Source organism: Massilia sp. YIM B02769 (assembly GCF_030411995.1).
Lineage (GTDB): Bacteria > Pseudomonadota > Gammaproteobacteria > Burkholderiales > Burkholderiaceae_D > Telluria.
On record NZ_JASNRC010000014.1, the window covers coordinates 61,266 to 86,931 of the forward strand.

The following is a 25,666-nucleotide window of genomic DNA, read 5'->3' on the forward strand; positions in this document are numbered from 1 at the left end:
GGCACGTTTTAAAAGAGACGGGATGATTGCATGAACAAAGAGTACGAACCCGATTGGGATCAGGCTATGGTGCAAAACCATGTAGCAGCACCGAAGCAACAGCCGGTGGGCGTGAAGCAGATCGTGACGATCCGCCTCGATGTCGACATGCTGGAATGGTTCAAGGCGGCTGGTCCAGGTTACCAGACCCGCATCAACCAGGTCTTGCGCGAACATATGGACGCGCAACGCGCTGCGCAAGCAGACAATTAATTGTCATCGAACGCGCCCGAGGGCGCGTTTTTCATTTGGGGCGAAGAATTCAAGCGTCGATCAGACGCAGCGTGGATTCGGACGTTAGCGCCAACCGTAGGGTGGGTTCGGACGTTAGCGCCAACCGTAGGGTGGGCACCCCGTGCCCACGCGGAAGCCAGCACAGCGCTAGCCTCATAAAAAACCCGTCGGGCCGCCTGGTGTTGGCCGCGTCCCGGGCATGCCGCGAACGCGTGAAATGGCATGAACGCGTCGTCGCCGCGTTCAAAAGCAAACGCGACGCATCGTTCCGCGTGGGCACGTCATTGATGCCCCCGGCATCAATGACCCCACCGTACGTCTACATCACGTCTGCCTCATGCGCACCGAGCAGATCAAACAAACATCTGCCCTTCAAGCGGAAAACTCTTGAGAAACTCCGCCGCCGGCAAACGCTTGCCGCCCGGCTTTTGCAACTCCAGCAAACGAAGCGCACCCTCGCCGCAGGCAACCACGATCCCATCCTGCGCATTTGCCGAAAGCACCTTGCCCGCCGGTCCGGAACCCTCGGCCAACTGCGCATTCCAGATCTTCACCACCGTCCCGTTCACCGTCCCCTGCGCCGCAGGGAAGGGATTGAAGGCCCGCACCTTGCGCCACACCTCCACGGCCGGCAGCGCGAAGTCCAGCTTCGCTTCTTCCTTGGCAATCTTGGCCGCATAGGTCACGCCGTCTTCCGGCTGCGGCGTGGCAGTCAATTCGCCGCGTTCCATGCGCCGCAGCGCCTCGACGATCATCGTGCCGCCCAGGGCCGCCAGCTTGTCGTGCAGGCTGCCGGTGGTGTCCGCATCCTCGATCGCCACGCGCTCGATCAGCATCATCGGCCCGGTATCGAGGCCTTCTTCCATGCCCATGATGGTCACGCCGGTCTCGCGGTCGCCGCTTTCGATCGCGCGGTGGATCGGCGCCGCGCCGCGCCAGCGTGGCAGCAGGGAGCCATGGATATTGATGCAAGGCGCAATGTCGAGCGTGCTGCGCGGCAGGATCAGGCCATAGGCCGCCACCACCATCACGTCGTAATCGAGCGAGCTCAAGCGAGCGTGGGCTTCGGCCGCCTCGAGCGCGCGTTGCGGGTCCTTGCTGTCCATGCGCAGCGACAGCGGCTGCGCCACGGCGATGTCATGTTCGAGCGCCACCTGTTTGACGGCGGATGCCTGCAGCTGCATGCCGCGCCCGGCTGGACGATCGGGCTGGGTCAGTACCAGTGGAATCTCGAATCCGGCGGCGATCAATTGACGCAGGGCGACAGCGGCAAACTCCGGCGTGCCGGCGAAAACGACTTTCATGCGCGGCGCCTTAGTAGCGGCGGCCAGCGGCGCGCAGGGCGGCTTCGCGTTCCATGCCGCGCTCTTCCTTCTGCAGCTTGGCCTTGATGCGGTTGCGCTTCAGCGGCGACAGGTATTCCACGAAGACCTTGCCCATCAGGTGATCCATTTCGTGCTGGATGCAGACGGCCAGCAAGCCTTCGCATTCCATCTCGAAGAAGTCGCCTTTCGCATCCTGGGCGCGCACCTTCACGCGCGCCGGACGCTCGACGCCGTCGTAGATGCCCGGCACCGACAGGCAGCCTTCGTCGTAGACCTGCTTCTCGTCGCTGGCCCAGGTGATTTCCGGGTTGACGAAGACCAGCAGCGCGTCGTGGGTTTCCGACACGTCGATCACGATCACGCGCTCGTGCACGTCGATCTGGGTTGCGGCCAGGCCGACACCCGGTGCGTCGTACATGGTCTCGGCCATGTCGGCCACCAGCGTGGCAAGGCGCTCGCCGAACTCGCTCACCGGCTGGGCAATCTTATGCAGGCGTGGGTCGGGGTAGCGCAGGATCTTCAGGAGGGCCATATTGGGTAATCGGTAACAGTTGAATAAGGATTAACGGACGCGGGCGGCAAAGGGTAAGGCACAAGCGCACACGGGCAGGAATGCAACACGCCGCACCTGCTGCAGGACGCGGTTTATCTTGCTAGTTCAAGGATTTATGTGCAGAATTTGATTCAGTTCGGCAACTCTTCGTGATCCGCCTGGCGATCAGGGAGTGTTCAATCGTGCTGTCTCTTGTGCCGCGGCTGGCCGAGGTGACGGGCGCAGCCAGGTAATTCAGTGTCAAATTCCGTGTCAATGCCGCACTTTACGGACGTCTTCAATGAAAAATTTTAGCACAGTCGTGACCCGCGCTGCAGCGGCGGCGCTCGTTGCGTGTGTCGTCGCCGGCCCCGTCCAGGCCGCCGAATGCGCCTTCAAGCCGAATGCCCCGGACCAGCATCGCGTGGTCAAGGGCGATACCCTCTGGGATATTTCCGGCACCTTCCTGCAACACCCCTGGTGCTGGCCCCAGGTCTGGGGCATGAACCGCGAAGAAATCCGCAATCCGCACTGGATTTATCCGGGCCAGATCGTCTACTTCGACCGCGCGCGCGGCCGCCTGTCGCTGAATAAACCAGGCGAAGGCGATGGCCGCGGCGAGCCGCCCCTGCTGCGCCTGTCGCCGCAAGTGCGCAGCGAAGGCCTGGATAACGATGCCATTCAATCCATCCCGGCCGGCGTCATCGAACCCTACCTGACCCAGCCGCTCATCATCGAGAAAGACCAGCTGGCCAGCGCGCCGCGCATCGCGGCCTCGGAAGAAAACCACGTCTACCTGGGCGCCGGCGACCGCGTGTACGTGCGCGGCGAACTGAACGGCGTGACCAGTTTCCAGGTGTTCCGCCCGGGCGGCCCGCTGAAGGACCCGCAGACCGGCGCCGTGCTGGCGCACGAGGCCACCTATGTCGGCACCGTCTCGCTGGTCAAGGCAGCCGTGCCCGGCGTCGACGTGCACACCTTTACGGTCTCGAGCTCGGTGAGCGAGATGGGCGTGGGCGACCGCCTGGTTCCGGCGCCGCCACCGGCCGCGCGCAACTACGTGCCGCATGCGCCGCTGCAAGCAATCGATGCGCGCGTGATGTCGATTTATGCCGGCGTGACCTACGCCGGACAGAGCCAGGTCGTGACTGTCAATCGGGGTTCGATTGACGGACTCGACGTCGGCTCCGTTTTGCAGCTCTATCATTTCGGGAAGACGGTGCCGGACCCGGAAGGCCGCAAGGGCTTCCTCGGTTTCCGCAAGTCGACAATCAAGCTTCCCGATGAGCAGTATGGCAGCCTGTTCATCTTCCGAGTGTTCGGGCGCGTTTCCTACGGCCTGATCATGCAAGTGACGGCGCCGGTGGAAGTCGGCGACGTGGCGAAATCACCGGAGTAAATCCACCGTGCAGGACACGGACCCCACCACCGCCAGCCGCATCGGCGACCGCAGCAACGACCGCATTGCTCAACTCACCGACTGGCTGCGCCTGCAAGAGGCAAGCGGCGTGGGGCCGTTCACTGCGAAGCTGCTGTTCGATGCCTTCGGTTCCCCTGCCGCCATCTTCGCGGCCGGCCACGAGGCGCTGGCCGCGCACGTATCGCCAGGCGTGGCGCGTGCCTTGTGCGCGCCGCCACCGCCTTCCATCCCGCCATTGCTCGACGCCGCCCTGGCGTGGGCGGCGCAGCCAGGCCAGGATGTGCTGGCCCTGGGCGACCCCGGCTACCCGCAGGCGCTGGCCGCTATCCCCGATCCGCCGCTGCTGCTCTATATAAAAGGGCAGGCCCGATTGCTGGGGCAGCGCGCACTGGCGATTGTCGGCAGCCGCAACGCCACGGTCCAGGGCAAGGCCAACGCCAGCAGCTTCGCGCGCTGCCTGTCGCAGGACGGCGTCTGCATCGTGTCCGGGCTGGCGCTGGGTATCGACGCCGCCGCGCACGAGGGCGCGCTCGATGGCGCCGGTTCCACGATCGCCGTCGTCGGCACCGGACCCGACGTCATTTATCCCACGCGCAACCGCGGACTGTGGGCGCGTATCGCCCGCAGCGGCTGCATCGTCAGCGAATACCCGCCAGGCACGGCGCCAAGCGCGAGCAATTTCCCCAAGCGAAATCGGATCATCAGCGGATTGTCGGCAGGCGTCCTGGTGGTGGAAGCGGCAGCACGCTCCGGCTCCCTGATCACGGCCCATGTCGCCATCGACCAGAACCGCGACGTGTTCGCCATGCCCGGCTCCATCCATGCGCCGCTGGCCAAGGGTTGTCACAAACTGATCCGCGAAGGCGCGCGCCTGGTCGACAGCATCGACGACCTGCGCGACGTGCTGGCGCTGGCGCCCCGGCCGCCGGCGCCCGCGGGGAGCTTGCCGACTGAGACAACCTGTCTCGGACTGCTCGCCCATCTCGGCCACGAGCCGGTCGACATCGACACGCTGCTGCTGCGTTCGGGCAGCACGGTCGGCGCCCTCAGCCTGGAATTGCTGGCGCTGGAAATGGCCGGTTTGCTCGAGCGCCTGCCTGGTGGAAAGGTACAGCGCGTGGTGGCCTGAATGCGGTTTTGAATAGGCGAAGCGGCATGTCCAATGGGCACGTAAACTCGACAATTGGTCAGACAGCTATACGAACCGATAAGGCCGAAAAACGACGAATTACGCGTGGCGGGTGCGCGGGCGCGCGGCAAGCTTGTGCCGCGACGAGCTTAGCTGCTACAGTAGCGTCACTATGTTCGACATCCTAGTCTACCTCTACGAGACGTACTATCGTCCCGAAGCCTGCCCCGAGCCGGCAGCCCTGGCACGCAAACTCTCCGCCGTCGGCTTCGACGACTTCGAGATTTGCGAGGCCATCGACTGGCTCACGGGTTTGAATGAAATGGCGGCCGAAGAGCTGGCCGACGTGGTCGCCTCCACCGGCACCCGCTACTACGTGGACGAGGAATATCTCGAACTCGGCAGCGAAGCGATCGGCTTCATCCAGTTCCTGGAAAGCGCCCGTTTGATCAGCCCGGTGCAGCGCGAAATCATCATCGAACGCGCACTCGCGGTCGACGAATCGCCGGTCACGCTGAGCAAGCTGAAGATCATCGTGCTGATGCTGATGTGGAGCCAGGGCAAGGAGCCCGACGCACTGATGTTCGACGACTGGTTCGGTTCCGACGACGAACAGGCGCCGCGCCTGCTGCACTGATTGGCATAACGAATTCTTGCAAGACGAAGGACGAACGGCCTGCTTTCCAGCAGGCCGTTTTCTTTTGCGCTTACAGGACGTTCAGCGTGACGTCGATGTTGCCGCGGGTCGCGTTCGAGTAAGGGCAGACGACGTGCGCCTTCTGCACCAGCGCTTCCACGGTCTCGCGCGGCAGGCCCGGAACCGAGATATCCAGTGTCACTTCGATGCCGAAGCCGGTCGGAATCGGACCGATGCCGACGTGGCCCTGGATCGTGGTGTCGGCAGGCAGGGCCAGTTTCTCTTTGGCGGCCACGAATTTCATCGCACCCATGAAGCAGGCCGAGTAGCCGGCAGCGAACAGCTGCTCGGGATTGGTGCCGGCGCCGCCCGCGCCGCCGAGTTCGCGCGGCGTGACCAGCGCGACGTCGAGGTGATTGTCGGAAGAAACGGCGCGGCCATCGCGGCCTCCGGTGGCGGTGGCAGTGGCAACGTACAGGACTTTTTCGACGGACATGTTTTTCTCCAAAGCGTGGTGATGAAAGGCAGCGACCGGACCACGTAACCGTATCGCTGTCGATTAAATCGCGCGCTATCTATCTAGTCGCGCGGCTTGCTGCTGATACGCCCTGGCGACTTGTCAGCCCTGGCGCACCGTGCTATTCGAACTGCTCGGACAAACTTGTGCGCAATTGCTCCAGGTCGCGCCGCATCGCCTGCAACTGTTCCGGCTTGCAACCGCTGGCGCAGAACACGCTTTCCGGCACCGACTTCGCCTTGCTGCGCAGCGCACGGCCTTCGCTGGTGAGGCGCACCAGCACTTGCCGCTCGTCCTCGATGCCGCGTTCGCGGCTGACCAGCCCGGCCGCCTGCAATCGCTTGAGCAGGGGCGTGAGCGTGGCCGAATCGAGGAACAGGCGCTCGCCCAGTTCCGACACCGTGATGCCATCGCCTTCCCACAGCACCAGCATGACCAGGTACTGCGGATAGGTCAGGCCGAGTTCGGCCAGCAGCTTGCGGTACACTTTGTTCATCGCCAGATTGGCGGAATACAAGGCAAAGCACAGCTGGTTGTCGAGCCGGAGGAAGGCATCCTTGCCGGTGGCGTTCTTGTTCGTCATGTGTGGAATATACATCGCGCAAAATTAGATAGCAAGCGATTTAATTGCAAAGCCGAAGAAAGGGCGGCACGGCCGCCCCTGGTCGCTTATTTACCCTTACCCTTGCCGTAGTCCGACGACGGCTGGTTCGGCTGTCCGCCGCTCTGCGAGCCGCTCACGCTGGTCTGCTTCGAGGCTGCCGGTCCGCCGGCCGACTCTTGCGAGCCGGCGCGCTGGTCCTGTTCGAGTCCGCCATAACCGGACTGCTGCGACATGCCGAGCCGGTCTTCCTCGGCGCGCGCCTGCATGCGCTGGCCTTTCTGGCGTGCACTCCAGTTGCCGCTTTCCGATGCGACGCCGCGTCCGCGGTCGGGGTTGCCGCCCATGGTTTGCTGCTGGGCGCCCAGCGAACCCGATTGCGAATTGCCCACCGTACCTTGCTCGGAATTCGGCGTCCAGGATTGCGAGTTCGGCGCCGACGGGGCCACCGCGCCCGGCGGCTTGCCCTGCTGGCTGCCTTCGGCTACCGGCACCATTTTTTCGCGCGAGACGCTGCGCCCGTGATCATTCACCATGCCTTTGTGTTTGTCGCTCATGGTTTTCCTCCCATCAAAACGGCGGCTAGCCTGCCCGCCAACAGGGCGATCATGCGCGCAAGCCCGCACCCCTTCTATCAGTGTGGGGTCCGATACCATGTAGGAAAGCGCCCACTTTCAAGAACAAAATGCACAGAAGGCGGCCGAGCCGGATGTGCCCGGTTTCAGCGCGGCATCTGCCTGCCCTGCACAACAGAGGTGCAGAGTCTACTTGCGAACAGCGCGATAACGCGCTTATCATTGGCCGCTTATTCTGGACTGTTACCACCAAGACACTAGGTTCCGCCTCCGAGCATGTATGATGCGCAGGCCTGACCTCTAATATAAGTACGACGAGAAACCCTATGACCAAAACCCTCATCATCGCCGAGAAGCCCTCCGTCGCGAATGACATCGCCAAGACGCTGGGCGGCTTCACCAAGCACGATGAGTATTTCGAAAACGACGAATACGTGCTGTCGTCGGCTGTCGGCCATCTGCTGGAAATCGCGGTGCCCGAAGAATATGACGTCAAGCGCGGCAAGTGGAGCTTTACCCACCTGCCGATGATTCCGCCGTATTTCGCGCTGAACCCGATCGCGAAGACCGAGTCGCGCCTCAAGGTGCTGAACAAGCTGATCAAGCGCAAGGACGTCACCACCCTGATCAACGCATGTGACGCGGGCCGCGAAGGAGAACTGATCTTCCGCCTGATCGCGCAGAACGCGAAAGCCAAGCAGCCGGTCAAGCGCCTGTGGCTGCAGTCGATGACGCCGACCGCCATCCGCGAAGGCTTCCGCCAGCTGCGCAGCGACGAAGAGATGCTGCCGCTGGCCGATGCCGCGCGCTGCCGTTCGGAAGCCGACTGGCTGATCGGCATCAACGGCACCCGCGCCATGACCGCCTTCAACTCGAAGGAGGGCGGCTTTTACCTGACGACCGTGGGCCGCGTGCAGACGCCGACCCTGTCGATCGTGGTCGAGCGCGAAGAGAAGATCAAGAAGTTCGTCCCGCGCGACTACTGGGAAGTGCGCGCCGAGTTCGTCTGCGCCGCCGGCATCTACGAAGGACGCTGGCTCGACCAACAATTCAAGAAGGACGAGAACGATCCGGAAAAGCGCGCCGAGCGCCTGTGGAGCAAGGCCGCCGCCGATTCGATCGCGGCCGCCTGCCGCGGCAAGCAGGGCGTGGTCACCGAGGAATCGAAACCGACCACCTCGATGGCGCCGGCCCTGTTCGACCTGACCAGCCTGCAGCGCGAGGCCAACGGCCGCTTCGGCTTCTCGGCCAAGAACACCCTCGGCCTGGCCCAGGCGCTGTACGAAAAGCACAAGGTCCTGACCTACCCGCGTACCGATTCGCGCCACCTGCCGGAAGACTATATCGGTACCGTGAAGTCGACCATGGAAGCGCTGGCGGAAAACAACAACTACCACCAGTTCGCCAAGCAGATCAGCAAGAACGGCTGGGTCAAGCCGAACAAGCGCATCTTCGATAACACCAAGATCTCGGACCACTTCGCCATCATCCCGACCGGCGTGGCGCCGAAGAACCTGTCCGAGCCGGAACAAAAGCTCTACGACCTGGTCACGCGCCGCTTCATGGCCGTGTTCTTCCCGCCGGCCGAGTTCCTGGTGACGACCCGCTTTACCGAAGTCTCGGGCCACCAGTTCAAGACCGAAGGCAAGGTCATGACCAACCCGGGCTGGCTGGCCATCTACGGCAAGGACACGACCGGCGACGACAAGGACGGCGCGAATTTGGTGCCGGTGGCCAAGGGCGAGAAGGTGCTCACCGAAAAAGTCACCGCGAACGGCCTGGTCACGAAACCGCCTGCACGCTATTCCGAAGCGACCCTGCTGTCGGCCATGGAAGGCGCCGGCAAGCTGGTCGACTCGGACGAGCTGCGCGACGCCATGGCCGGCAAGGGCCTGGGCACGCCGGCGACGCGCGCGGCCATCATCGAGGGCCTGCTGACCGAGAAGTATTTGATCCGCGAAGGCCGCGAGCTGATCCCGACCGCGAAGGCGTCGCAGCTGATGACCCTGCTGCGCGGCCTGGGCGTGAACGAGCTCACGGCCCCGGAACTGACCGGCGAATGGGAATACAAGCTGTCGCAGATGGAGAAGGGCAAGATCTCGCGTGAAGAATTCATGCGCGAAATCGCCCAGATGACCCAGATCATCGTCAAGCGCGCCAAGGAATACGACAACGACACGATTCCGGGCGAATACGCAACGCTGCAGACGCCTTGCCCGAACTGCGCCGGCGTGGTCAAGGAAAACTACCGCCGCTTCGCCTGCACCAAGTGCGACTTCTCGATGAGCAAGACGCCGGGCAGCCGCCAGTTCGAGATCAACGAGGTCGAAGAACTGCTGGCCAACCGCACCATCGGTCCGCTGCAGGGCTTCCGCTCGAAGATGGGCCGTCCGTTCGCGGCGATCCTGCGCATCGTGCGCGACGAAGACATCAACAACTTCAAGCTGGAGTTCGATTTCGGCCAGGACGCGGCCGAAGGCGAAGAAGGCGAGGGTGTCGACTTCACCGGTCAGACCCCGCTCGGACCTTGCCCGAAGTGCAACGGCGGCGTCTACGAGATGGGCCTGGCCTACGTGTGCGAACACCAGGTCGCCAAGCCGAAGACCTGTGACTTCCGCAGCGGCCGCATCATCCTGCAGCAGGAAATCCTGCCCGAGCAGATGGCCAAGCTGCTGAACGACGGCAAGACCGACCTGCTGCCGGGCTTCGTGTCGCAGCGCACCCGCCGTCCGTTCAAGGCTTTCCTGACGCGCGGCAAGGACGGCAAGATCAGCTTCGAGTTCGAGGAGCGCAAGGCCAAGCCGGCGGCAAAAGGCAAGGCGGCGGCGAATGATGCATCGTCGGACGTGGATGGCGCGGCGGTCGAGACCAAGGTGACGAAAAAGCCGGCGGCCAAGGCGGCGGCGAAGACCGTCGCGGCGAAGAATCCAGCGGCGAAACCTGCTGCGAAACGCGCTGCAGCCAAGAAGTGATCGTTTGATGGGGGATCGCTGAGATTCCTCGGGCGCCGGTGTTCACCATCTGCGCCACCGTACGATCGGCGTCAACTTGCCGTCACTGTTTCGACCGATTCACATGATCGAAACGAAAAAAAACCGCGATGCATATCGCGGTTTTTTATTATCCAATCCGCTTATTCCAGCCGCTTATTCCAGCCACTTATTGCAGCCGACTTATTCCTGCCAATCCTGCAACGCCTTGATGGCCGCTTCGCCATTCCGGATCGCCTTCACGCGCCGCACGACCTCATTGCGCCAGGCTTCATCGGCATCCTCGTCCGCGCCATCGACGTCCTTCAACAGCACGCGCAACAGCTCGTTCTTTTCTTCTGCGCTCAGCAATTGAATTTTTTCGCTAATCTCTGCGACTAAGGGCGACATCATAACCTCACTGGAAATAGTGTCTTAGATAATATATCGAGAATCATTCGTTGTCGACAGGAACCATATTATCCGTGGGTTTCCTGTCGATGAGTTTATGGTCCGGATCGATACCCGCGCGGCCCGGTTGCGTCTCTACGATAAAGGATACCACCTGTGCACGCTCGCGCACCAGCCGGCGTTCGCGGACCAGCGGATTACCGTCGCGGTCGTCCACACCGAAATCGATGTAGTCGGCCAGCGGCATCTGCTGCTCGGCCGCGCCGCCGGTGCGCAGCTTGCCCGCGCTGGCGCGCAGGATCACCTCGTACTTGCCGTCCGGGCGGCGGTGCGCGGTGGCGCTGTCGGCGCGGTTTTCGTACAACACGATGGCGTCGAACAAGTCGTGCACCAGGTAGGCCTTGTCGGGCGGCGCCACTGCGCGCAGGGCGGCCACCAGGTCGGCCGCGGTGGGCGGCGGGCCTCCCGCGGTGCTGCGCGCCAGCAGGCCGCGCAGCACCGCGTTGACGCGCGCCTCGCCCAGCTGGTCCTGCAGCAGGTAGAGCGCCAGGCCGCCCTTGCGCTGGGCCAGCCAGGCCTCGGGGCCGGCCTGTGCCAGCGGCACTTCGCGGCCGGTGGCGGTGGCGCGGCCCAGCAGGTAGGCGTACAGGTCCTGGTGCAGGTAGCGCCGCATCGCGGTGGATCCCAGGCTGCGGCGCAGCGTCACCAGGGCGGTGTACTCGGCCAGGCCATCGGCCAGCAGGGCGCCGCCCGGCGCGCCGGAGGCCGCCAGCTGCTGGCCCCACCACTGGCGCGCGGTCAGGTAGGCGCCCATGTAATACGGATAGTCGATGTCGCTGCGCTCGCCCCTGTCGGCGCGGGCGACAAAGGCGCCGGTCTCGGGCAGGGCCAGCATGCCGGGGAAAGCCCGGGCCGGCGTCGCGCCGCGCGGCGTCTCCACCAGGCGCAGGTCGTGCAGGCGGTAGGGGCCAAAGGCGCGCGTGCCGTAGTCGAGGGCGGCGCCGGCGCCGCGCACCAGGCGCTCGACGTTCGCTTCCTGGCCCGGCTGGTAGAAGGCGTCGATCGCCACGTCCTGCCAGCGTTCGTGGCGCACCGCGTAGCGCGCCGAGGCGATCGCGTAATCGTCGAGGATGGGCAGCTCGGCGCGGTAGCGGAAGTGACGGCGCTCGCCCGCGATCCACTCGCGTTCGAGTGCGCCCGGCGCCACCGCGATCTGGTCGACGCTCGTGGTCACCAGCGCCTCGAAGCGGATGCGCGCCGGGTCGGCGTCGGCGCCGCTGCGGCGGCGCGGCCCGAGGCCGTGGCGGCGGCGGTCGCGTTCGTCGGCCAGTTCGGCGTCGGCCTGGTAGCCGATGCGCGGCAGGTCGGCGTTCGTGAACCAGCTGGCGTTCGCGGCCACCGGCGTGTCGGTGCCGAAGCCGAGCGGACCGGCAGGCGCCGCGCTGAGCTGGAATGTGTAGGCCAGGCGCGCGCCGGGCGCCAGCGGCGTGTCCAGGCGGTAGCGGTAGAAGCCGCGCGCGCGGTCGGCATCGACCAGGCGCGCCGGCTGCGACAGGCGCGCCGCCAGGTCGGCGCCGGGACGCTGGTAGACGATCAGCTCCGTCACCGGCGCGCTGCCGGCGTTCTCCAGCTGGTAGGCGCCGTCGACGGCCAGCGTGCGCGTGCGCGGATGCAGGTCGACGCGCAGCGCCACTTCCGCCAGGCGCGGCTGCGGCAGGGCGGCGAAGCGCCGGTAGCGCGCTTCGTATTCGGCACGGCGGGCGTCCTGGGTGCGCGTGGCCTGGTAGTTTCCCGCCACGTCGAGTTCGTACCAGAGCAGCGCGCCGCTGGCGCCGAACAGCACGATGCCGATGCCGAAGGCGGCCAGCACGCCGCGGCCCAGGTTCTGGCGCGCCAGGCGCAGGCGGCTGCCGAATTCGGCGTTCACGCCGCGCGGCCACAGCACCACGGTCAGCACCAGCAGCACCAGCGCCAGGCTGCCCCAGTACAGCTCCAGCATGCGCTCGCGCTGCAGCTGGTGGCCGTAGCCGTTCATGCCCGACCAGTCCAGGGCCGGGAAGGTGCCCGACAGCAGCACGTGGTCCAGTCCCAGGCCCTGGCAGACCATGCCGGTCACGTGGAGCGCCACCAGCACCGCGTAGCCCAGGTACTTGCGGCCGCACAGCGCCATCACCGCCACCGACAGCACCGCCAGCACCGCGAACTGCGGCAGCAGGATGGTGAACAGGGTGCGCAGATACAGGCCGGTCTCGAGCGCGAAGTAGCCGCGCAGGACCTGGCACAGCATCGTGCACAGCATCGCCAGCAGCAGCAGCAGGGCCTGCATGCCGACCAGGGCCAGGGTCTTGGAGAGCGGCGCCAGCCAGCCGGGCAGGGGCAGGGCGTCGAACAGCTGGGCGGTACGGGCATCGCGTTCGCGCCAGACCAGTTGCGCCGCGTAGAAGGTGGTGACGATCAGGAGGAACAGCGCGAAGCCGTCGCGGATCAGCTCCAGCATCTGCCAGGTGGCCGGATAGGTCTGCGCGCCATGCAGCGTGCCGGTGTCGAAGCTGCCGCCCACCAGCATGGCCAGGCCGGCCAGCGTGACCAGGATGAAGGGCAGCGTGGCCACCGACTGGCGCAGCTGCAGCCAGCTCTGGCGCAGCAGCAGCAGGCCCAGGCTGCGGCGCGCGAAGTCGGGGCGCTCGCGGATGCCGGCGAGGGCGATGGCCGCACCGCTGTCGCCGGTACTGGCGCTGCGTGCTTCGCTGCGGCGGTTTTCCAGCGGGCCGGTCAGGTGCAGGCGCCAGTAGCCGAGCAGCAGCACGGCCAGGCCGAAGCCGCACCAGATCAAGCGGTTCGCCAGGTACAGGCCCTCCGGCAGCACCAGCCGGGTATTGCGCTCGGCGAGCGGCCAGTATTCGGTGAGCGTGATCAGGGCCGTGGTGCCGAACGGGTCGATCAGCGCGCCGAGGGTCTTGAGGTCGAAGTCGCGCGCCAGCGAAGGGGCCACCGTGTAGCCGATCAGGAGCACGATGCTGGCCACGTACACCGGCAGCATGCGCCGCGTCAGCGCCGCCAGCACGAAGAAGATGGCGCCGAAGATGAAGATGTTGGGCAGCAGCGTGAATAGCCAGGGAAACAGATAGGCCGCCAGGCTGGCGCCGCCCACGCGCTCGGACTCGACGCCGGGCGCCAGGCTGCCCAGCCAGCTGCCGAGGACGATGCCGCCGAAGACCAGGGCCAGCACCGCCCAGGCGCCGAGGAAGCGCCCGAATACATAGGCATGCTTGCCGATCGGCGCGCTGAAGAAGAAGTGGTGCATCTCGTACTCGAAGTCCTGCTGCACGGCGCGCCCCATCACGGCGGCGATCACGACCACGCCGATGCAGCCGAGGAAGGCGGCGGACAGCGCCACCTGGCGCGGCCCGTCGATCAGCACGCGCGCGCCGAAGGCGACGATGGTGTCCTTGAAGGCGCCGCCGGCGGCCGCCGTCCACAGCATGGCCAGCGCCACGAAGGCGGCGAAGTACACCCAGGTCGACAGCTGGCGCAGGCGCTGCCGGAGCTCGAAGCGGGCGATCGCGAACAGCGCGGCCATGGTTCAGCAGTTCCCGGCTGCGCTGTTGTTGCGGCCCGCGATGGTGGCGAAGTACACGTCTTCCAGGCTGGCGTGGGCCGGCTCGAAGCCCATGCCCGGGTCGTTCTCGTCGTACACGTGGACCAGGGTGCGGCCGGCGCGCAGGCGCGTCGAGATCACCGCGTGCTGCTTCTGGAACAGCGGCAGGTCGGCCTTGTCGACGAAGCGCGACCAGATGCAGTCCTCGATGGCGTCGATCAGGCGCGCCGGCTCGCCGCACAGCAGCACGCGGCCCTTGTGAATGATGGCCATGTTCGAGCACAGATCGGCCACGTCGGACACGATGTGGGTCGACAGCAGCACGGTCTTGTCGGCGCCGATGTCCGACAGCAGGTTGTGGAAGCGCACCCGCTCCTGCGGATCCAGGCCGGCGGTGGGCTCGTCGACGATGATCAGTTGCGGGTCGCCGATCAGGGCCTGCGCCACGCCGAAGCGCTGGCGCATCCCGCCCGAAAAGGTGCCGAGCTTCTGGTGGCGCACCTCGAACAGGTTGGTTTGCTGGAGCAGGCCGTCGACGACTTCGCGCCGGCGGTGTTTATGAGACAGGCCTTTCAGCTGGGCGAAGTGGTCGAGCAGTTCCCAGGCCGTGACCTTCGGGTAGACGCCGAAGTCCTGCGGCAGGTAGCCGAGCATGCGCCGCACTTCGTCTTTTTCGTCGAGCACGTCGATGTCGTCGAGGAAGACCGAGCCGGCATCGCACTCCTGCAGCGTGGCGAGGATGCGCATCAGGGTCGACTTGCCGGCGCCGTTCGGGCCCAGCAGGCCGAACATCCCTTGCGGGATGTTCAGCGTGACCTTGTCCAGGGCCACCACGCCGTTGGCGTAGGTCTTGGACAAATTGCGAATGCGTAATTCCATGCGGACTCCAGGGATGGGCTTTTGCGTGACGGTTATTTCAGTTTCCGCCAAGCCTTTTTGACGCCTGCATTGTAGTCAATAACGGCCGAGCCGGGCGGGCAGATGCGACGCACGGCGCGCTGGGCGGGCTGGATTGCAAAAATGCGGGACAGGGCGCAGGGCAGGAAGGCGGACGGAGCGGCGCGGCAGGGCCGGGGCGGCGGGCATATAATGGCGTTTTCCGCGACTTATTCGAAAAACACCTATGTTAGCGAACCGTTTTATCAGTCCCCTCGACCAGCTGATCGTCGGCGTCGACAAGGCGCTGCGCGTGGTCGGCGGCGTGGCCTCGTCGTCGCGCCCGAACCCGGCGGCGCATGCCGTCGACTGCGAACTCGACGAACGCGAAGCGCGCCACAGCGCCGGCCTGATGCGCGTGAACCACGTCGGCGAAGTCTGCGCCCAGGCGCTCTACGACTCGCAGGCGCGCCACGCCATGAGCCCGGAGATGCGCAAGCAGTTCGAGGAAGCCGGGCGCGAGGAAGAAGACCACCTGGCCTGGACCGCGCAGCGCCTGTCGGAACTGGGTTCGCAGCCGAGCGTGTTGAATCCCCTGTGGTATGCCGGCGCCTACGCCATGGGGACTGTCGCCGCCAAGCTGGGCGACGCCAACAGCCTCGGCTTCGTGGTCGAGACCGAGCGCCAGGTCGAAGCGCATTTGAACAGCCACCTCGATCTGCTGCCGACCCAGGACGCCAAGTCGCGCGCCATCGTCGAACAGATGCGCGTCGATGAAATCGCCCACGGCGCGGCAGCCCAGGCGCTCGGCGCGGCCGAGATGCCGGTGCCGGTCAAGCTGGCGATGAAGGCGTTTGCGAAGGTGATGACGACGACGGCGTATTACGTCTGATGGGCCGCGGCTGCGTTTGAACGTTGGCTTTAAACGTACGGTGGGCACTCCGTGCCCACGCGAATGCTTGCGTCACGGCTGCTCATTTCGACGCGAATCACATGATCATTGGCCAACGCTCGATGAGGCGTCTCGTTAGCGCATCGTTCCGCGTGGGCACGGAGTGCCCACCTTACGGGATCACGCGACCTCGACGATTTCGAACGAATGCGTGATCTCGGCCGTCTTGGCCAGCATGATCGACGCCGAGCAGTACTTCTCGTGCGACAGCTTCACCGCGCGCTCCACCGCCGCCGGCTTCAGGCTCTTCCCGCTGATCGTGAAGTGGAAGTTAATCTTCGTGAACACCTTCGGATCGACCTGCGCGCGTTCGGCCTGCAAGGTCACGTCGCAGCCCAGCACCTCTTCGCGGCTGCGCTTCAAAATCAGCACCACGTCGAAGGCCGTGCAGCCGCCGGTGCCGGCAAGGACCAGTTCCATCGGCCGCGCCGCCGTGTTGTGGCCGCCGGCTTCCGGCGCGCCGTCCATCGTCACCGTGTGGCCGGACCCGGTCTCGGCGCGAAAAGCCATGCCCGAGGGGCCGTTCCAGCTGACTTTGACTTCCATGTTGCGTTCTCCGCTAAGTGTAGTGCGCACATTGTAAAACAGCCCGCCGCGGCATGCCGGGGCGGGCTGTCTTTCCAGGCCGTGGCCGGATCAACGCTTTACACCGACAGCACGTAGCGCTCGCTCTTCATGCGCCAGCTGGCGAAGCCCACCGCGATCGCGGCCGCGACCGCCGAGGACAGGAAGGTCATCGCCACCGGCCACAGGCCGATGTCGCCGCCTTTCGCCATCTCGCGCAGCAGGGTCTGGTTCGACAGCATCGGCACCATGTACATCCAGTCGGCGGTCTTCAGTTCCATCATCGAGATGACCACGCCCGGCACCAGCGGCACCAGCATCGCGATACTCAGCACGCTCTGCGCTTCCTTGAACGACTTGGCGTTCATCGCCAGCGCGATCTGCAGGCCGGCCGCGAACAGGCACAGCGGGATCGAGGCGACGCACACCAGCACCAGGTCGGCCCAGGTCAGGGCCCAGGACATGCCGATTTCCTCCAGCGGCATCCAGGACAGGATGGCATGCGCCAGCGCCAGTTCCAGCGTGACGCCGGCAATCGCCAGCACGCCGGCGGTGAGCCACTTGCCGGTTACCAGTTCCCAGGCGCGCGCCGGCTGCGCCATCAGCACTTCCATCGAACGCCGTTCGCGCTCGCCGGCGGTGATGTCGACCGCGGTCGACATCCCGCAGATAAACGCCGGCAGGAACAGGATGCCGAGGATGCTGCCGATGAAGCCGGCCGAACGCGAGGCATTCGTGCCGGTGTCGAAGCGCTGCACCTGGATCGGCGCCAGCGTCGCCGGCGACACGCCGTGGGCCAGCAGGCGCGCGCTGGCGACGTTTGCGCCATACGCTTCCAGTACTTCCTCGACCTCGCGCCGCTGCGTGTAGTTCTCGTCGGCCGAGTCGAACCACAGCTCGACGCGCGCCGGACGCATCGCCGCGTAGTTCTCGGTGAACTTGTCGGACAGGCGCAGCACCACCGGATATTTTTCCGTGCGCAGCAGTTCGCCGATCTTTTCCTCGTCGAGCGGCTTGGTGTCGACGATGGTGACGTTGCGCTGCTTGAGCTGGGCCATCAGGGTCGGCGCCATGCTGGAACCGATCACGGCCACCTTGACGCCGTCGCGTTCCGGCTTGGTGGCGCGGTCGATGGTCTTGTTCAGCAAGAAGCCCAGCATCAGCGGGTACATGAAGGTGAACAGGGCGAGCAGGCCGAGGGTGCGCTTGTCGCGGAAGGTCTCGCGCAGTTCTTTCAGCAGGACGACCAGATACTTGGGCTTCATGCGGCGATTCCTTCCTCGGTGCCGACCAGGCTGACGAAGGCGTCTTCCAGGCTGGCGATGCCGGTGCGCCGGCACAGTTCTTCGGGAGAGCCCTGGGCCACGGTGTGGCCCTTGGCGATGACGATCACGTCGTCGCACAGGTGGGTCACTTCCTGCATCACATGGGTGGCCATGATCACGCAGCAGCCGTCCTTGCGCAGCGCCGTCAGCGCGTGGCGCAGGGCGCGCGTGGCCATCACGTCCAGGCCGCGGCTCGGTTCGTCGAGCAGCAGGTGGCGCGGGCGGTGCAGCAGGGTGCGGGCGAGGGCCACCTTGATGCGCTGGCCCTGCGAGAAGCCCTTGGCGCGGCGCTCGAGGATGTCGTCCATCGCCAGCAGCTCCGAGACCTCGTCGATGCGGGTGTTCAGCGCGGGTCCGCCCATGCCGTTCAGCTCACCGAAGTAGCGCAGGTATTCGCGCGTGGAGAGGCGCTCGTAGAGCCCGAACTGGTCGGTCAGGAAGCCGATGTTGCGGCGGACCGCGAGCGGGTCCCGTTCCGGGTCGACGCCGTCGACGGAAATCGCACCGTGGTCGCGCTTGAGCAGGCCGATGAGGGTGCGCAGCAGCGTGGTCTTGCCGGCGCCGTTCGGTCCGAGGAGGGCCGTGATCTGGCCGTCGCGCGCGGTAAAGCTCACGCCGCCGAGCGCCTGCACCTCGCCGAACTGTTTACGTACGTCTTGTACTTCGATCATGGGGAACTCGATTCAGGGTTGCGGCCCGGCGCTGCCGAGCTGGAAGGTCGGGGCCGGGATCTCGGCCAGGCACTTGGCATTCAGGTTGGCGGTCGGCTTGTCGAGGAACTCGCGCAGCAGGCGCGGCGCGCAGCCGAGCTGCGAGACCCCGTGGCCGGCGTTCTCCACCACCAGGTGGCGCGCATTGCTCATGAACTCGGCGGCGCGTTCGGCGCGGCGCGGCGGCGTGACCGGGTCGAGCGCGCCCGACAGCAGCAGGGCCGGCGCGGCGATCTTCGCCGGCGTTGCGTACGGCACCGCCGGCACCTTCATGTCCTTGCACAGGCTCGGGATGCGCTCGGCCAGCGGGCGCGTGAGCAGGGCATTGTCTTCCTTGACCAGCTCCGGCGTCATGCGCGGCACGTCCTCGGCGCAGACCACGGCCAGGTGCAGCAGCATGGCGCTGGAGCCGTCGCTGGCGAAGTCGCCGGCGATGTTGTGGCGCGCGATGAAAGGCTCCCAGCGGCCGTTGTAGGCGCTGTGCAGCAGGAAGGGCAGGCGCCGCGCGTCGGCCGGCGAATACAGGATGTTGTGGACGGTGCCGAGGAAGCGCTGGCCGGTCATGGTGAAGGTGACCGGGGCCGCGGTGCGCGGGTCGGCGATCGACAGCTTGATGCCCGGTTCGGTGCGTTTCACCAGTGCGTCGAATTCGGTGCGCAGGTTCGGGTAGGCCTTGTTGCAGGCGGCATTCGCGGCGCACTGGGCGAACAGTTTTTCCAGCGCGGCGTTGCCGTCGCGCCCGCCGGCCGGGATCACCTGGTCGGGCGCGGCCACGCCGTCGAGCACCAGGGTGCGCACGCTGTCGGGGAAGGCGCGCGCATAGGCCTGGCCGAGGCGGGTGCCGTAGGAACCGCCCCAGACGTTCACCTTGCCGTAGCCGAGCGCCTTGCGAACCCCTTCCAGGTCGCGCGCGGCCGCCGCCGTGGTGTAGGCGCCGAAGGGGGCGCGGCTTTTCGCGATGCAGGCGCGCACCTCGGCTTCGAGCTCGGCGTCGCTCATGGTCTCGTGTTCGGGACGGCTTTCGCAATCGAGCTTGCCCGACAAACCGGTGCCGCGCTGGTCGATGAAGACGATGTCGCGCGTGGCGCGCACGCGCTTGAAAGCGGCCGAGAGCAGGGGCAGGACTTCGCTGCCGGCCTGGCCGGGGCCGCCGGCGAGCACGAACAGCGGATCGCTGCGCGCCGCCTCGCGGAAGGCCGGCGCCACCGTCACGTGAATTTTTGTGCCGGGGCCGTCCGGCCTGGCGTAATCGAGGGGAACGGAAACGGCCAGGCAGCGCAGCGTATCTTCGGTGCCGGGCAGGTGGCAGTTGCGCGTGGCCGCTTTCGAAGCGGCCGGCGCGGCCTGGACGGCGCCCGACAGCAGCAGCGCGCCAAGGGGTAGCAGGATGGATCGAATCTTCACTTAAGCTCCTCAGACAAGTGACCCATACTAATTTGGCACGAATTCCCAGGTCAACCCGAAAGTTTCATTTAAGAACACTTTTTGGATACATATGTTGAGGTCGAGTCTAGTTGTCGTAGAGAACATGACTTTGCGCAATCTCACCGTGCATCGGCTTTGACGGGCAGGGATGCGACAGCGAAAACAGGCCGGCTTGACGCTGCCGTTGGAAACGCGGTATGATCGTCGGCTTTCCATTTGCTCTGGAAAAGACAATAAGGCAGAGTCCGCAGTAACCCTTGCGGAACCACCATTTGAGCAATTTACCTATTTAGGAAGTCAACATGAAAACTTTTTCCGCTAAGGGCCATGAAGTCCAGCGCGACTGGTTCGTGATTGACGCGACGGACTTGGTCCTCGGACGTGTTGCCAGCGAAGTGGCACTCCGACTGCGCGGCAAACACAAACCGGAATTCACTCCGCACGTCGATACCGGTGACTACATCGTCGTCATCAACGCAGGCAAGCTGCGCGTGACCGGCACCAAGGCCACCGCCAAGACCTACTACCGTCACTCGGGCTACCCGGGCGGTATCTACGAAACCAACTTCCTGAAAATGCAACAGCGCTTCCCGGGCCGTGCCCTGGAAAAGGCTGTCAAAGGCATGCTGCCGAAGGGCCCGCTGGGCTACGCCATGATCAAGAAGCTGAAAGTGTACGCGGAAGGCACCCACCCGCACGCCGCACAGCAACCACAAGCACTGACCCTCTAAGGAACTGACATGATCGGTAACTACAACTACGGCACCGGCCGTCGCAAGAGTGCAGTCGCTCGCGTGTTCATCAAGGCCGGCACCGGCCAGATCATCGTGAACGGCAAGCCAGCTGCGGATTACTTCTCGCGCGAAACCGGCCTGATGGTCATTCGCCAGCCGCTGGAACTGACCGGCAACGTCGAGCGTTTCGACATCAAGGTCAACGTGCACGGCGGTGGTGAGTCGGGCCAGGCAGGCGCCGTTCGTCACGGCATCACCCGCGCCCTGATCGACTACGACGCAGGCCTCAAGGGCGACCTGGCACGTGCCGGTTTCGTCACCCGTGACGCCCGTGAAGTCGAGCGTAAGAAAGTCGGCCTGCGTAAAGCACGCCGCGCCAAGCAGTTCTCGAAGCGTTAATCGCTTGGGCAGCCTGCGGGCTGCTTACTGCAGAGAAAGCCACCCTCGGGTGGCTTTTTTGTTTTCCGGCACGTTTTTGCACCGCTCTTGTGCACTGCAAAATTTTTTCACTTCCGGTCGTCCGCGAATGTTCGGCAATGCACGGCCACGGCCTTCGGTGCGGGCTAGGCTGGTCAGTAATCAAGTTTGCAGGAGCATAATCGTGACGACAGGCGTAAAACGGATCAGCCTTGGCATCCAGGGCGGCGGCGCATTCGGCGCCTTTGGCTGGGGCGTGCTGGACCGCCTGCTGCAGGAAGAGCGGCTGGAAATCGGCGCCATCAGCGGCACCAGCGCCGGCGCCGTGAATGCGGCGGTCCTGGCCGACGGCTACGCCCGGGGTGGCGGGCGCGAGGGTGCGCGCGCTGCGCTGCAGCGCTTCTGGCGCGGGCTGAGCACGGCTGCCACCGTGATCAGTCCGGTGCGGCCTTCGCCCTTCGACTGGGCCACGGGCGGCGGCACCCTGGCGACCTCGCCCGGCTACCAATTGATGCAATTGCTCGCCGGCGTGCTGGCGCCGCCGGTATCGCCGCTGTCCATGAACCCGATGCAGCCGCTGCTGGCCACGCTGATCGATTTCGAACGCGTGCGCAGCTGCGAGGAGATCGACCTGTTCATTCCGGCAACGAATATCCGCAGCGGCAAAGGCAGGGTGTTCCTGCGCGAAGAGCTCGATGCGCGCATGATCGCGGCCTCGGCCTGCCTGCCCTACGTGTTCGCGCCGGTCGTGATCGACGGCGAAGCCTACTGGGACGGCAGCTTTGTCGGCGACCCTTCCTTGTCCCCCTTGGCGGACAATGGCCCGGCCGATATCGTCATCATCCAGAACAACCCGATCGCCCGGCCAGGCTTGCCGATGACCATGAGCGACATCCAGAGCCGCACCAGCGAGATCGCGTTCAACATCAGCTTCGTGCGCGAAGTCAGCATGATCCGTCACCTGGGCGCCGTGGTCGATGCCGAGGAAAGCAAGGTCGTGCACGCGGCCGGCGTGCGCCTGCACCTGATCAGCGGCAATGAAGAACTGCAGCAGCTCGATTTGTCGAGCAAGTTCAATACCGAGTGGCCCTTCCTGCTGCGCCTGCACGACCTGGGCGTGGCCACCGCGGAGCGTTGGCTGGACCAGCACCTCGAGTATGTGGGCAAGATGTCGACCATGGATCCGGTGCCGGTGCACGACGCGGAGCGCCTGACCGGCACCTGACGTAGCGGCCATGCAATATTTGCAAGATTGACGCGTGATGCAAATTTTCTTTGCATGCTTTCGCAAAGCGCCGGACATGCCGCGCGCCGCACCGACCGGGTGGGGCTGTTAAAATTGCAGCCTCGGCCCGGCTGGGCGCTTATCTTACGAAGGAAACACTATGATCAAAGTTGGCATCGTTGGCGGAACCGGATACACGGGCGTGGAATTGCTGCGGCTGTTGGCCGCGCATCCCGACGTGGAGCTGACCGCGATCACCTCGCGCAAGGAAGACGGCCTGCCGGTGGCCGACATGTTCCCGTCGCTGCGCGGCCGCGTGAACATCGCCTTCTCGGCGCCGGACAAGGCCGACCTGACCCAGTGCGACGTGGTCTTCTTCGCCACCCCGCACGGCGTGGCCATGGCACAAGCCCCGGCCCTGCTGGCCGCCGGCGTAAAGGTCATCGACCTGGCCGCCGACTTCCGCCTGAAGGACCGCGCCGCCTTCGAAAAATGGTACAAGATCGAGCACACCGCCCCGGACCTGATCGAGGAAGCCGTGTACGGCCTGCCTGAGCTGAACCGCGAAGACATCAAGAAGGCGCGCCTGATCGCCAACCCGGGCTGCTACCCGACCACGATGCAGCTCGGCTTCGTGCCGCTGCTCAAGGCCGGCCTGATCGACGCCGACAGCCTGATCGCCGATGCCAAGTCGGGCGTCTCTGGCGCCGGCCGCAAGGCCGAGATCGGCACTCTGTTCTCGGAAGCCAGCGACAACTTCAAGGCCTACGGCGTGGCCGGCCACCGCCACACCCCGGAAACCTCGGCCCAGCTGCAGCGTTTCACCGACCAGAAAGTCGGCCTGATCTTCACCCCGCACCTGGTGCCGATGATCCGCGGCATGCACGCGACCCTGTATGCGCGCCTGACGAAGGACATCGACAACGCCGCCCTGCAGGAACTGTTCGAGGCCGAGTACAAGGATTCGGCCTTTGTCGACGTGATGCCGTTCGGCTCGCACCCGGAAACCCGCTCGACCCGCGGCTCGAACATGCTGCGCCTGGCACTGCACCGTCCGGAAGGCACGAACACCGTCGTGATCCTGGTGGTGCAGGACAACCTGGTGAAGGGCGCTTCGGGCCAGGCCGTGCAGTGCATGAACCTGATGTTCGGCCTGGACGAGACCACAGGTCTGCAGCAGATCGCCTTGCTTCCATAAGACTGTTGTTACCCCGGTCAGGTGATTCCTACAGGCATTGCCTGACCAGAGCTAGATCAAGGTGGTAACTGTTGAGGGCGGTAAATTGGCCGATGCACTGGTTGATTTACTCGCCGCAACTTTACTAACCTACAGGGGTGCCACCATGTTCGGTCGCAACGCGAAAAGCGAAATTGACAGCCTGATCGGCATAGCCGCCCGTATCGAAGGCGACCTCTGTTTCAGCGGCGGCCTGCGCATCGACGGCGAGGTGCACGGCAACGTGCTGGCCAGCGAAGGCCCGGACAGCGTCCTGATCGTGTCGGAACACGCCCGCATCGAAGGCGAGGTGCGCTGTGCCAATCTCGTGGTGAACGGCTACATCGCCGGTTCGGTCCATTCCACCGAGCTACTTGAATTGCAGCCGAAAGGCCGCATACATGGGGATGTCCACTATAAACTGCTCGAAATGCACGGCGGCGCCCTGGTGACCGGCAAGCTCACGCACCAGCCGACGGGCGAGCCGGTCTTTCACCTGGCGGAAGCGGCAAGGGCCGAAGCATGACCGGCGCGAACCGTCTATAATGGGCATAAATCGAAATTCATCAGGAGTTTATCCCATGACAGCAGTGGCCGAAGTGCAAGACTTTGACACCATCCCGACCCCGATCGTCTTCACCGACAGCGCCGCTGACAAAGTGGCGCAGCTCATCGAAGAAGAGGGCAACCCAGACCTGAAACTGCGCGTCTTCGTGCAGGGCGGCGGCTGCTCGGGCTTCCAGTACGGCTTTACCTTCGACGAAATCGTCAATGACGACGACACCACGATGGAAAAGAACGGCGTGCAATTGTTGATCGACTCGATGAGCTACCAGTACCTGGTCGGCGCGGAAATCGACTACAAGGACGACCTCGAAGGCGCCCAGTTCGTCATCAAGAACCCGAACGCGACCAGCACCTGCGGCTGCGGTTCGTCGTTCTCGGCGTAAGTCGTTCGATGGCCCGGCGCTGCCGGGTGTCGCTATCCAGATCCGGGCAATGCCCGGATTTGTTTTTTGTGCGTTACAACCTGTTGGTTGGCGTTGCGTTGGTATCGACCGTACGGTCATCGATACGTCTGATCGACCTAGGCGGGATACAGCGCGCCGAGGATGCGCGGCCCTTTGGCGCCGGTAACCGCCGGCATATTGCCCGGCTCGCGCGTATTGAACCGGTAGCCCAGCCAGGCAAACGCCAGCGCCTCGACCCGGTTCGGCGCGACGCCCAGCGCCGCCGTCGATTCCACCGCGATATTCCCGCCCAGCGCAGTCGCCAGCGCCCGCAGCAACGCGCCGTTGTAGGCGCCTCCGCCACAGACATACACCGCGTCAACCTCCGCGCTTTCCTGCAGGATCGCTTCTGCAATCGAACGCGCCGTCACCTCGACCAGCGTCGCTTGCACGTCTGCCGGCGCCAGGTCCGCGAACCCAGCCAGCCGCGCATCCAGCCATTCCATATGGAACAAATCGCGCCCGGTACTCTTCGGCGCCGGCTGCTGGAAGTAAGGTTCTGCCAGCAGCACGGCCAGCAAGCCCGCGTGCGCGGCCCCGCTCGCGCCCCAGGCTCCGTCCGCGTCGTATTCCTTCCCCTGGTGCCGCCCGATCCAGCCATCGAGCAGCACATTCCCGGGCCCGGTATCGAAACCGCCCACCCGTCCATCCGCATGCAGCACGCTGATGTTGCCGATCCCGCCGATGTTGACCACGACGCGCGCCGTGCCCGCTTTCCCGAATGCCGCCGCGTGGAAGGCCGGCACCAGCGGCGCACCCTGGCCGCCGGCGGCAATGTCGCGGCTGCGGAAGTCGGCGATCACGTCGATGCCAGTCAGTTCGGCGAGCAGGGCAGGGTTGTTGGTCTGGCGCGTGAAGCCGAGCTCGGGCCGGTGGCGCACGGTCTGTCCGTGCAACGCCACTGCCGCGACCGGACTCGGGGCCGCAGGCGCCAGTTTCTGCACACAGTCGGCGTAGCACCGCGCCAGGCCGTTGGCGGCAATGGCTTCGCGTTCGATCTCGTTGTCGCCATTCGCCTGCAGCGCCATCAGCTCGGCGCGGAGCGTCGGCGGGAAGGGCACGAAGGTCGCCTCGAGCGTGCGGATCGCGCCGCCCTGGAAGTCTGCCAGCACGCCATCGACACCATCCATGCTGGTGCCCGACATCAGGCCGATATAAAGAGTGGAGTTCGTCATCATGTGCTCATCATAAAGGATGCCGGAGGAGGAGGGCCCACGCAAAAACG

General features: G+C 65.1%; 25 protein-coding genes. 12 read left to right on the plus strand and 13 right to left on the minus strand.

What is annotated here, in order from left to right; genetic code table 11:
- Positions 1-30: 30 nt before the first annotated feature.
- Positions 31-252: a BrnA antitoxin family protein gene (locus tag QPK31_RS21220; RefSeq protein ID WP_290424871.1), complete on the plus strand. Its 222-nt coding sequence runs from the start codon at positions 31-33 to the stop codon at positions 250-252.
- A gap of 374 nt (positions 253-626) precedes the next feature.
- On the opposite strand, the gene fmt is transcribed toward QPK31_RS21220, so the two are convergent.
- Together fmt and def are read right to left on the minus strand one after the other, a co-directional pair.
- A complete protein-coding gene (fmt, locus tag QPK31_RS21225) occupies positions 627-1,577 on the minus strand; it encodes a methionyl-tRNA formyltransferase (protein ID WP_290424872.1) in 951 nt (316 codons plus the stop codon).
- A gap of 10 nt (positions 1,578-1,587) precedes the next feature.
- Entirely contained in the window at positions 1,588-2,130 is a 543-nt protein-coding gene (gene def, locus QPK31_RS21230) for a peptide deformylase (protein WP_290424873.1), read from the minus strand.
- 301 nt (positions 2,131-2,431) lie between these two features.
- Here def and QPK31_RS21235 point away from each other — a divergent pair, with 301 nt between their 5' ends.
- From QPK31_RS21235 to QPK31_RS21245, 3 genes are all read left to right on the plus strand, one after another.
- The gene (locus QPK31_RS21235; RefSeq protein WP_290424874.1) at positions 2,432-3,529 is read left to right on the plus strand and encodes a LysM peptidoglycan-binding domain-containing protein; all 1,098 of its coding nucleotides are present in this window, start codon (positions 2,432-2,434) and stop codon (positions 3,527-3,529) included.
- A gap of 7 nt (positions 3,530-3,536) precedes the next feature.
- Positions 3,537-4,679: a DNA-processing protein DprA gene (dprA, locus tag QPK31_RS21240; protein WP_290424875.1), complete on the plus strand. Its 1,143-nt coding sequence runs from the start codon at positions 3,537-3,539 to the stop codon at positions 4,677-4,679.
- 172 nt (positions 4,680-4,851) lie between these two features.
- Entirely contained in the window at positions 4,852-5,316 is a 465-nt protein-coding gene (locus tag QPK31_RS21245) for a DUF494 family protein (protein WP_229438174.1), read from the plus strand.
- Positions 5,317-5,386: 70 nt separating this feature from the next.
- Here the strand turns inward: QPK31_RS21245 and QPK31_RS21250 are convergent, their stop codons facing one another.
- The 3 genes from QPK31_RS21250 to QPK31_RS21260 form a co-directional block, all read right to left on the minus strand.
- Entirely contained in the window at positions 5,387-5,812 is a 426-nt protein-coding gene (locus QPK31_RS21250; protein ID WP_290424876.1) for an organic hydroperoxide resistance protein, read from the minus strand.
- Positions 5,813-5,954: 142 nt separating this feature from the next.
- Positions 5,955-6,416, minus strand: coding sequence for a MarR family winged helix-turn-helix transcriptional regulator (locus QPK31_RS21255; protein WP_290424877.1), 462 nt, complete (start codon positions 6,414-6,416; stop codon positions 5,955-5,957).
- 86 nt (positions 6,417-6,502) lie between these two features.
- Positions 6,503-6,991, minus strand: coding sequence for a hypothetical protein (locus tag QPK31_RS21260; protein ID WP_290424878.1), 489 nt, complete (start codon positions 6,989-6,991; stop codon positions 6,503-6,505).
- 344 nt (positions 6,992-7,335) lie between these two features.
- Here QPK31_RS21260 and QPK31_RS21265 point away from each other — a divergent pair, with 344 nt between their 5' ends.
- On the plus strand, positions 7,336-9,981 hold the full coding sequence (locus QPK31_RS21265; protein WP_290424879.1) for a DNA topoisomerase III: 2,646 nt from the start codon (positions 7,336-7,338) through the stop codon (positions 9,979-9,981).
- Positions 9,982-10,182: 201 nt separating this feature from the next.
- Here QPK31_RS21265 and QPK31_RS21270 read toward each other — a convergent pair whose 3' ends face one another.
- The 3 genes from QPK31_RS21270 to QPK31_RS21280 form a co-directional block, all read right to left on the minus strand.
- Complete coding sequence (locus QPK31_RS21270) at positions 10,183-10,350, minus strand: addiction module protein (protein ID WP_290424880.1); 168 nt, start codon at positions 10,348-10,350, stop codon at positions 10,183-10,185.
- 82 nt (positions 10,351-10,432) lie between these two features.
- A complete protein-coding gene (locus QPK31_RS21275) occupies positions 10,433-13,969 on the minus strand; it encodes an ABC transporter permease (protein ID WP_290424881.1) in 3,537 nt (1,178 codons plus the stop codon).
- A gap of 3 nt (positions 13,970-13,972) precedes the next feature.
- On the minus strand, positions 13,973-14,866 hold the full coding sequence (locus tag QPK31_RS21280; RefSeq protein WP_290424882.1) for an ABC transporter ATP-binding protein: 894 nt from the start codon (positions 14,864-14,866) through the stop codon (positions 13,973-13,975).
- A 244-nt stretch (positions 14,867-15,110) separates the two neighbouring features.
- Here QPK31_RS21280 and coq7 point away from each other — a divergent pair, with 244 nt between their 5' ends.
- Positions 15,111-15,755 (plus strand): 2-polyprenyl-3-methyl-6-methoxy-1,4-benzoquinone monooxygenase, encoded by a 645-nt coding sequence (gene coq7, locus QPK31_RS21285; RefSeq protein WP_290424883.1) that lies wholly within the window; start codon positions 15,111-15,113, stop codon positions 15,753-15,755.
- 180 nt (positions 15,756-15,935) lie between these two features.
- On the opposite strand, the gene QPK31_RS21290 is transcribed toward coq7, so the two are convergent.
- From QPK31_RS21290 to QPK31_RS21305, 4 genes are all read right to left on the minus strand, one after another.
- A complete protein-coding gene (locus QPK31_RS21290) occupies positions 15,936-16,361 on the minus strand; it encodes an OsmC family protein (RefSeq protein WP_290424884.1) in 426 nt (141 codons plus the stop codon).
- Positions 16,362-16,459: 98 nt separating this feature from the next.
- A complete protein-coding gene (locus QPK31_RS21295) occupies positions 16,460-17,644 on the minus strand; it encodes an ABC transporter permease (protein WP_290424885.1) in 1,185 nt (394 codons plus the stop codon).
- The gene (locus QPK31_RS21300; RefSeq protein ID WP_290424886.1) at positions 17,641-18,375 is read right to left on the minus strand and encodes an ATP-binding cassette domain-containing protein; all 735 of its coding nucleotides are present in this window, start codon (positions 18,373-18,375) and stop codon (positions 17,641-17,643) included. Before QPK31_RS21300 ends, QPK31_RS21295 begins: the two co-directional genes overlap by 4 nt.
- Before the next feature lie 12 nt (positions 18,376-18,387).
- Positions 18,388-19,818: an alpha/beta fold hydrolase gene (locus QPK31_RS21305; protein WP_290424887.1), complete on the minus strand. Its 1,431-nt coding sequence runs from the start codon at positions 19,816-19,818 to the stop codon at positions 18,388-18,390.
- Positions 19,819-20,141: 323 nt separating this feature from the next.
- Here QPK31_RS21305 and rplM point away from each other — a divergent pair, with 323 nt between their 5' ends.
- From rplM to erpA, 6 genes are all read left to right on the plus strand, one after another.
- Positions 20,142-20,570, plus strand: coding sequence for a 50S ribosomal protein L13 (gene rplM, locus QPK31_RS21310; RefSeq protein WP_290424888.1), 429 nt, complete (start codon positions 20,142-20,144; stop codon positions 20,568-20,570).
- Positions 20,571-20,579: 9 nt separating this feature from the next.
- Positions 20,580-20,972 carry a 30S ribosomal protein S9 gene (gene rpsI, locus QPK31_RS21315; RefSeq protein ID WP_136223188.1) on the plus strand — a complete coding sequence of 131 codons (393 nt, stop codon included), beginning with the start codon at positions 20,580-20,582 and terminating at the stop codon, positions 20,970-20,972.
- Between the two features lie 202 nt (positions 20,973-21,174).
- Complete coding sequence (locus QPK31_RS21320) at positions 21,175-22,215, plus strand: patatin-like phospholipase family protein (RefSeq protein WP_290424889.1); 1,041 nt, start codon at positions 21,175-21,177, stop codon at positions 22,213-22,215.
- A gap of 160 nt (positions 22,216-22,375) precedes the next feature.
- Positions 22,376-23,413: an N-acetyl-gamma-glutamyl-phosphate reductase gene (gene argC, locus QPK31_RS21325; RefSeq protein ID WP_290424890.1), complete on the plus strand. Its 1,038-nt coding sequence runs from the start codon at positions 22,376-22,378 to the stop codon at positions 23,411-23,413.
- 145 nt (positions 23,414-23,558) lie between these two features.
- Entirely contained in the window at positions 23,559-23,957 is a 399-nt protein-coding gene (locus QPK31_RS21330; protein ID WP_290424984.1) for a polymer-forming cytoskeletal protein, read from the plus strand.
- Between the two features lie 55 nt (positions 23,958-24,012).
- Positions 24,013-24,381: an iron-sulfur cluster insertion protein ErpA gene (gene erpA, locus QPK31_RS21335; RefSeq protein WP_290424891.1), complete on the plus strand. Its 369-nt coding sequence runs from the start codon at positions 24,013-24,015 to the stop codon at positions 24,379-24,381.
- A gap of 137 nt (positions 24,382-24,518) precedes the next feature.
- Here erpA and QPK31_RS21340 read toward each other — a convergent pair whose 3' ends face one another.
- Positions 24,519-25,616, minus strand: a complete 1,098-nt coding sequence (locus QPK31_RS21340; RefSeq protein WP_290424892.1) for an anhydro-N-acetylmuramic acid kinase — start codon at positions 25,614-25,616, stop codon at positions 24,519-24,521.
- Between the last annotated feature and the right edge of the window lie 50 nt (positions 25,617-25,666).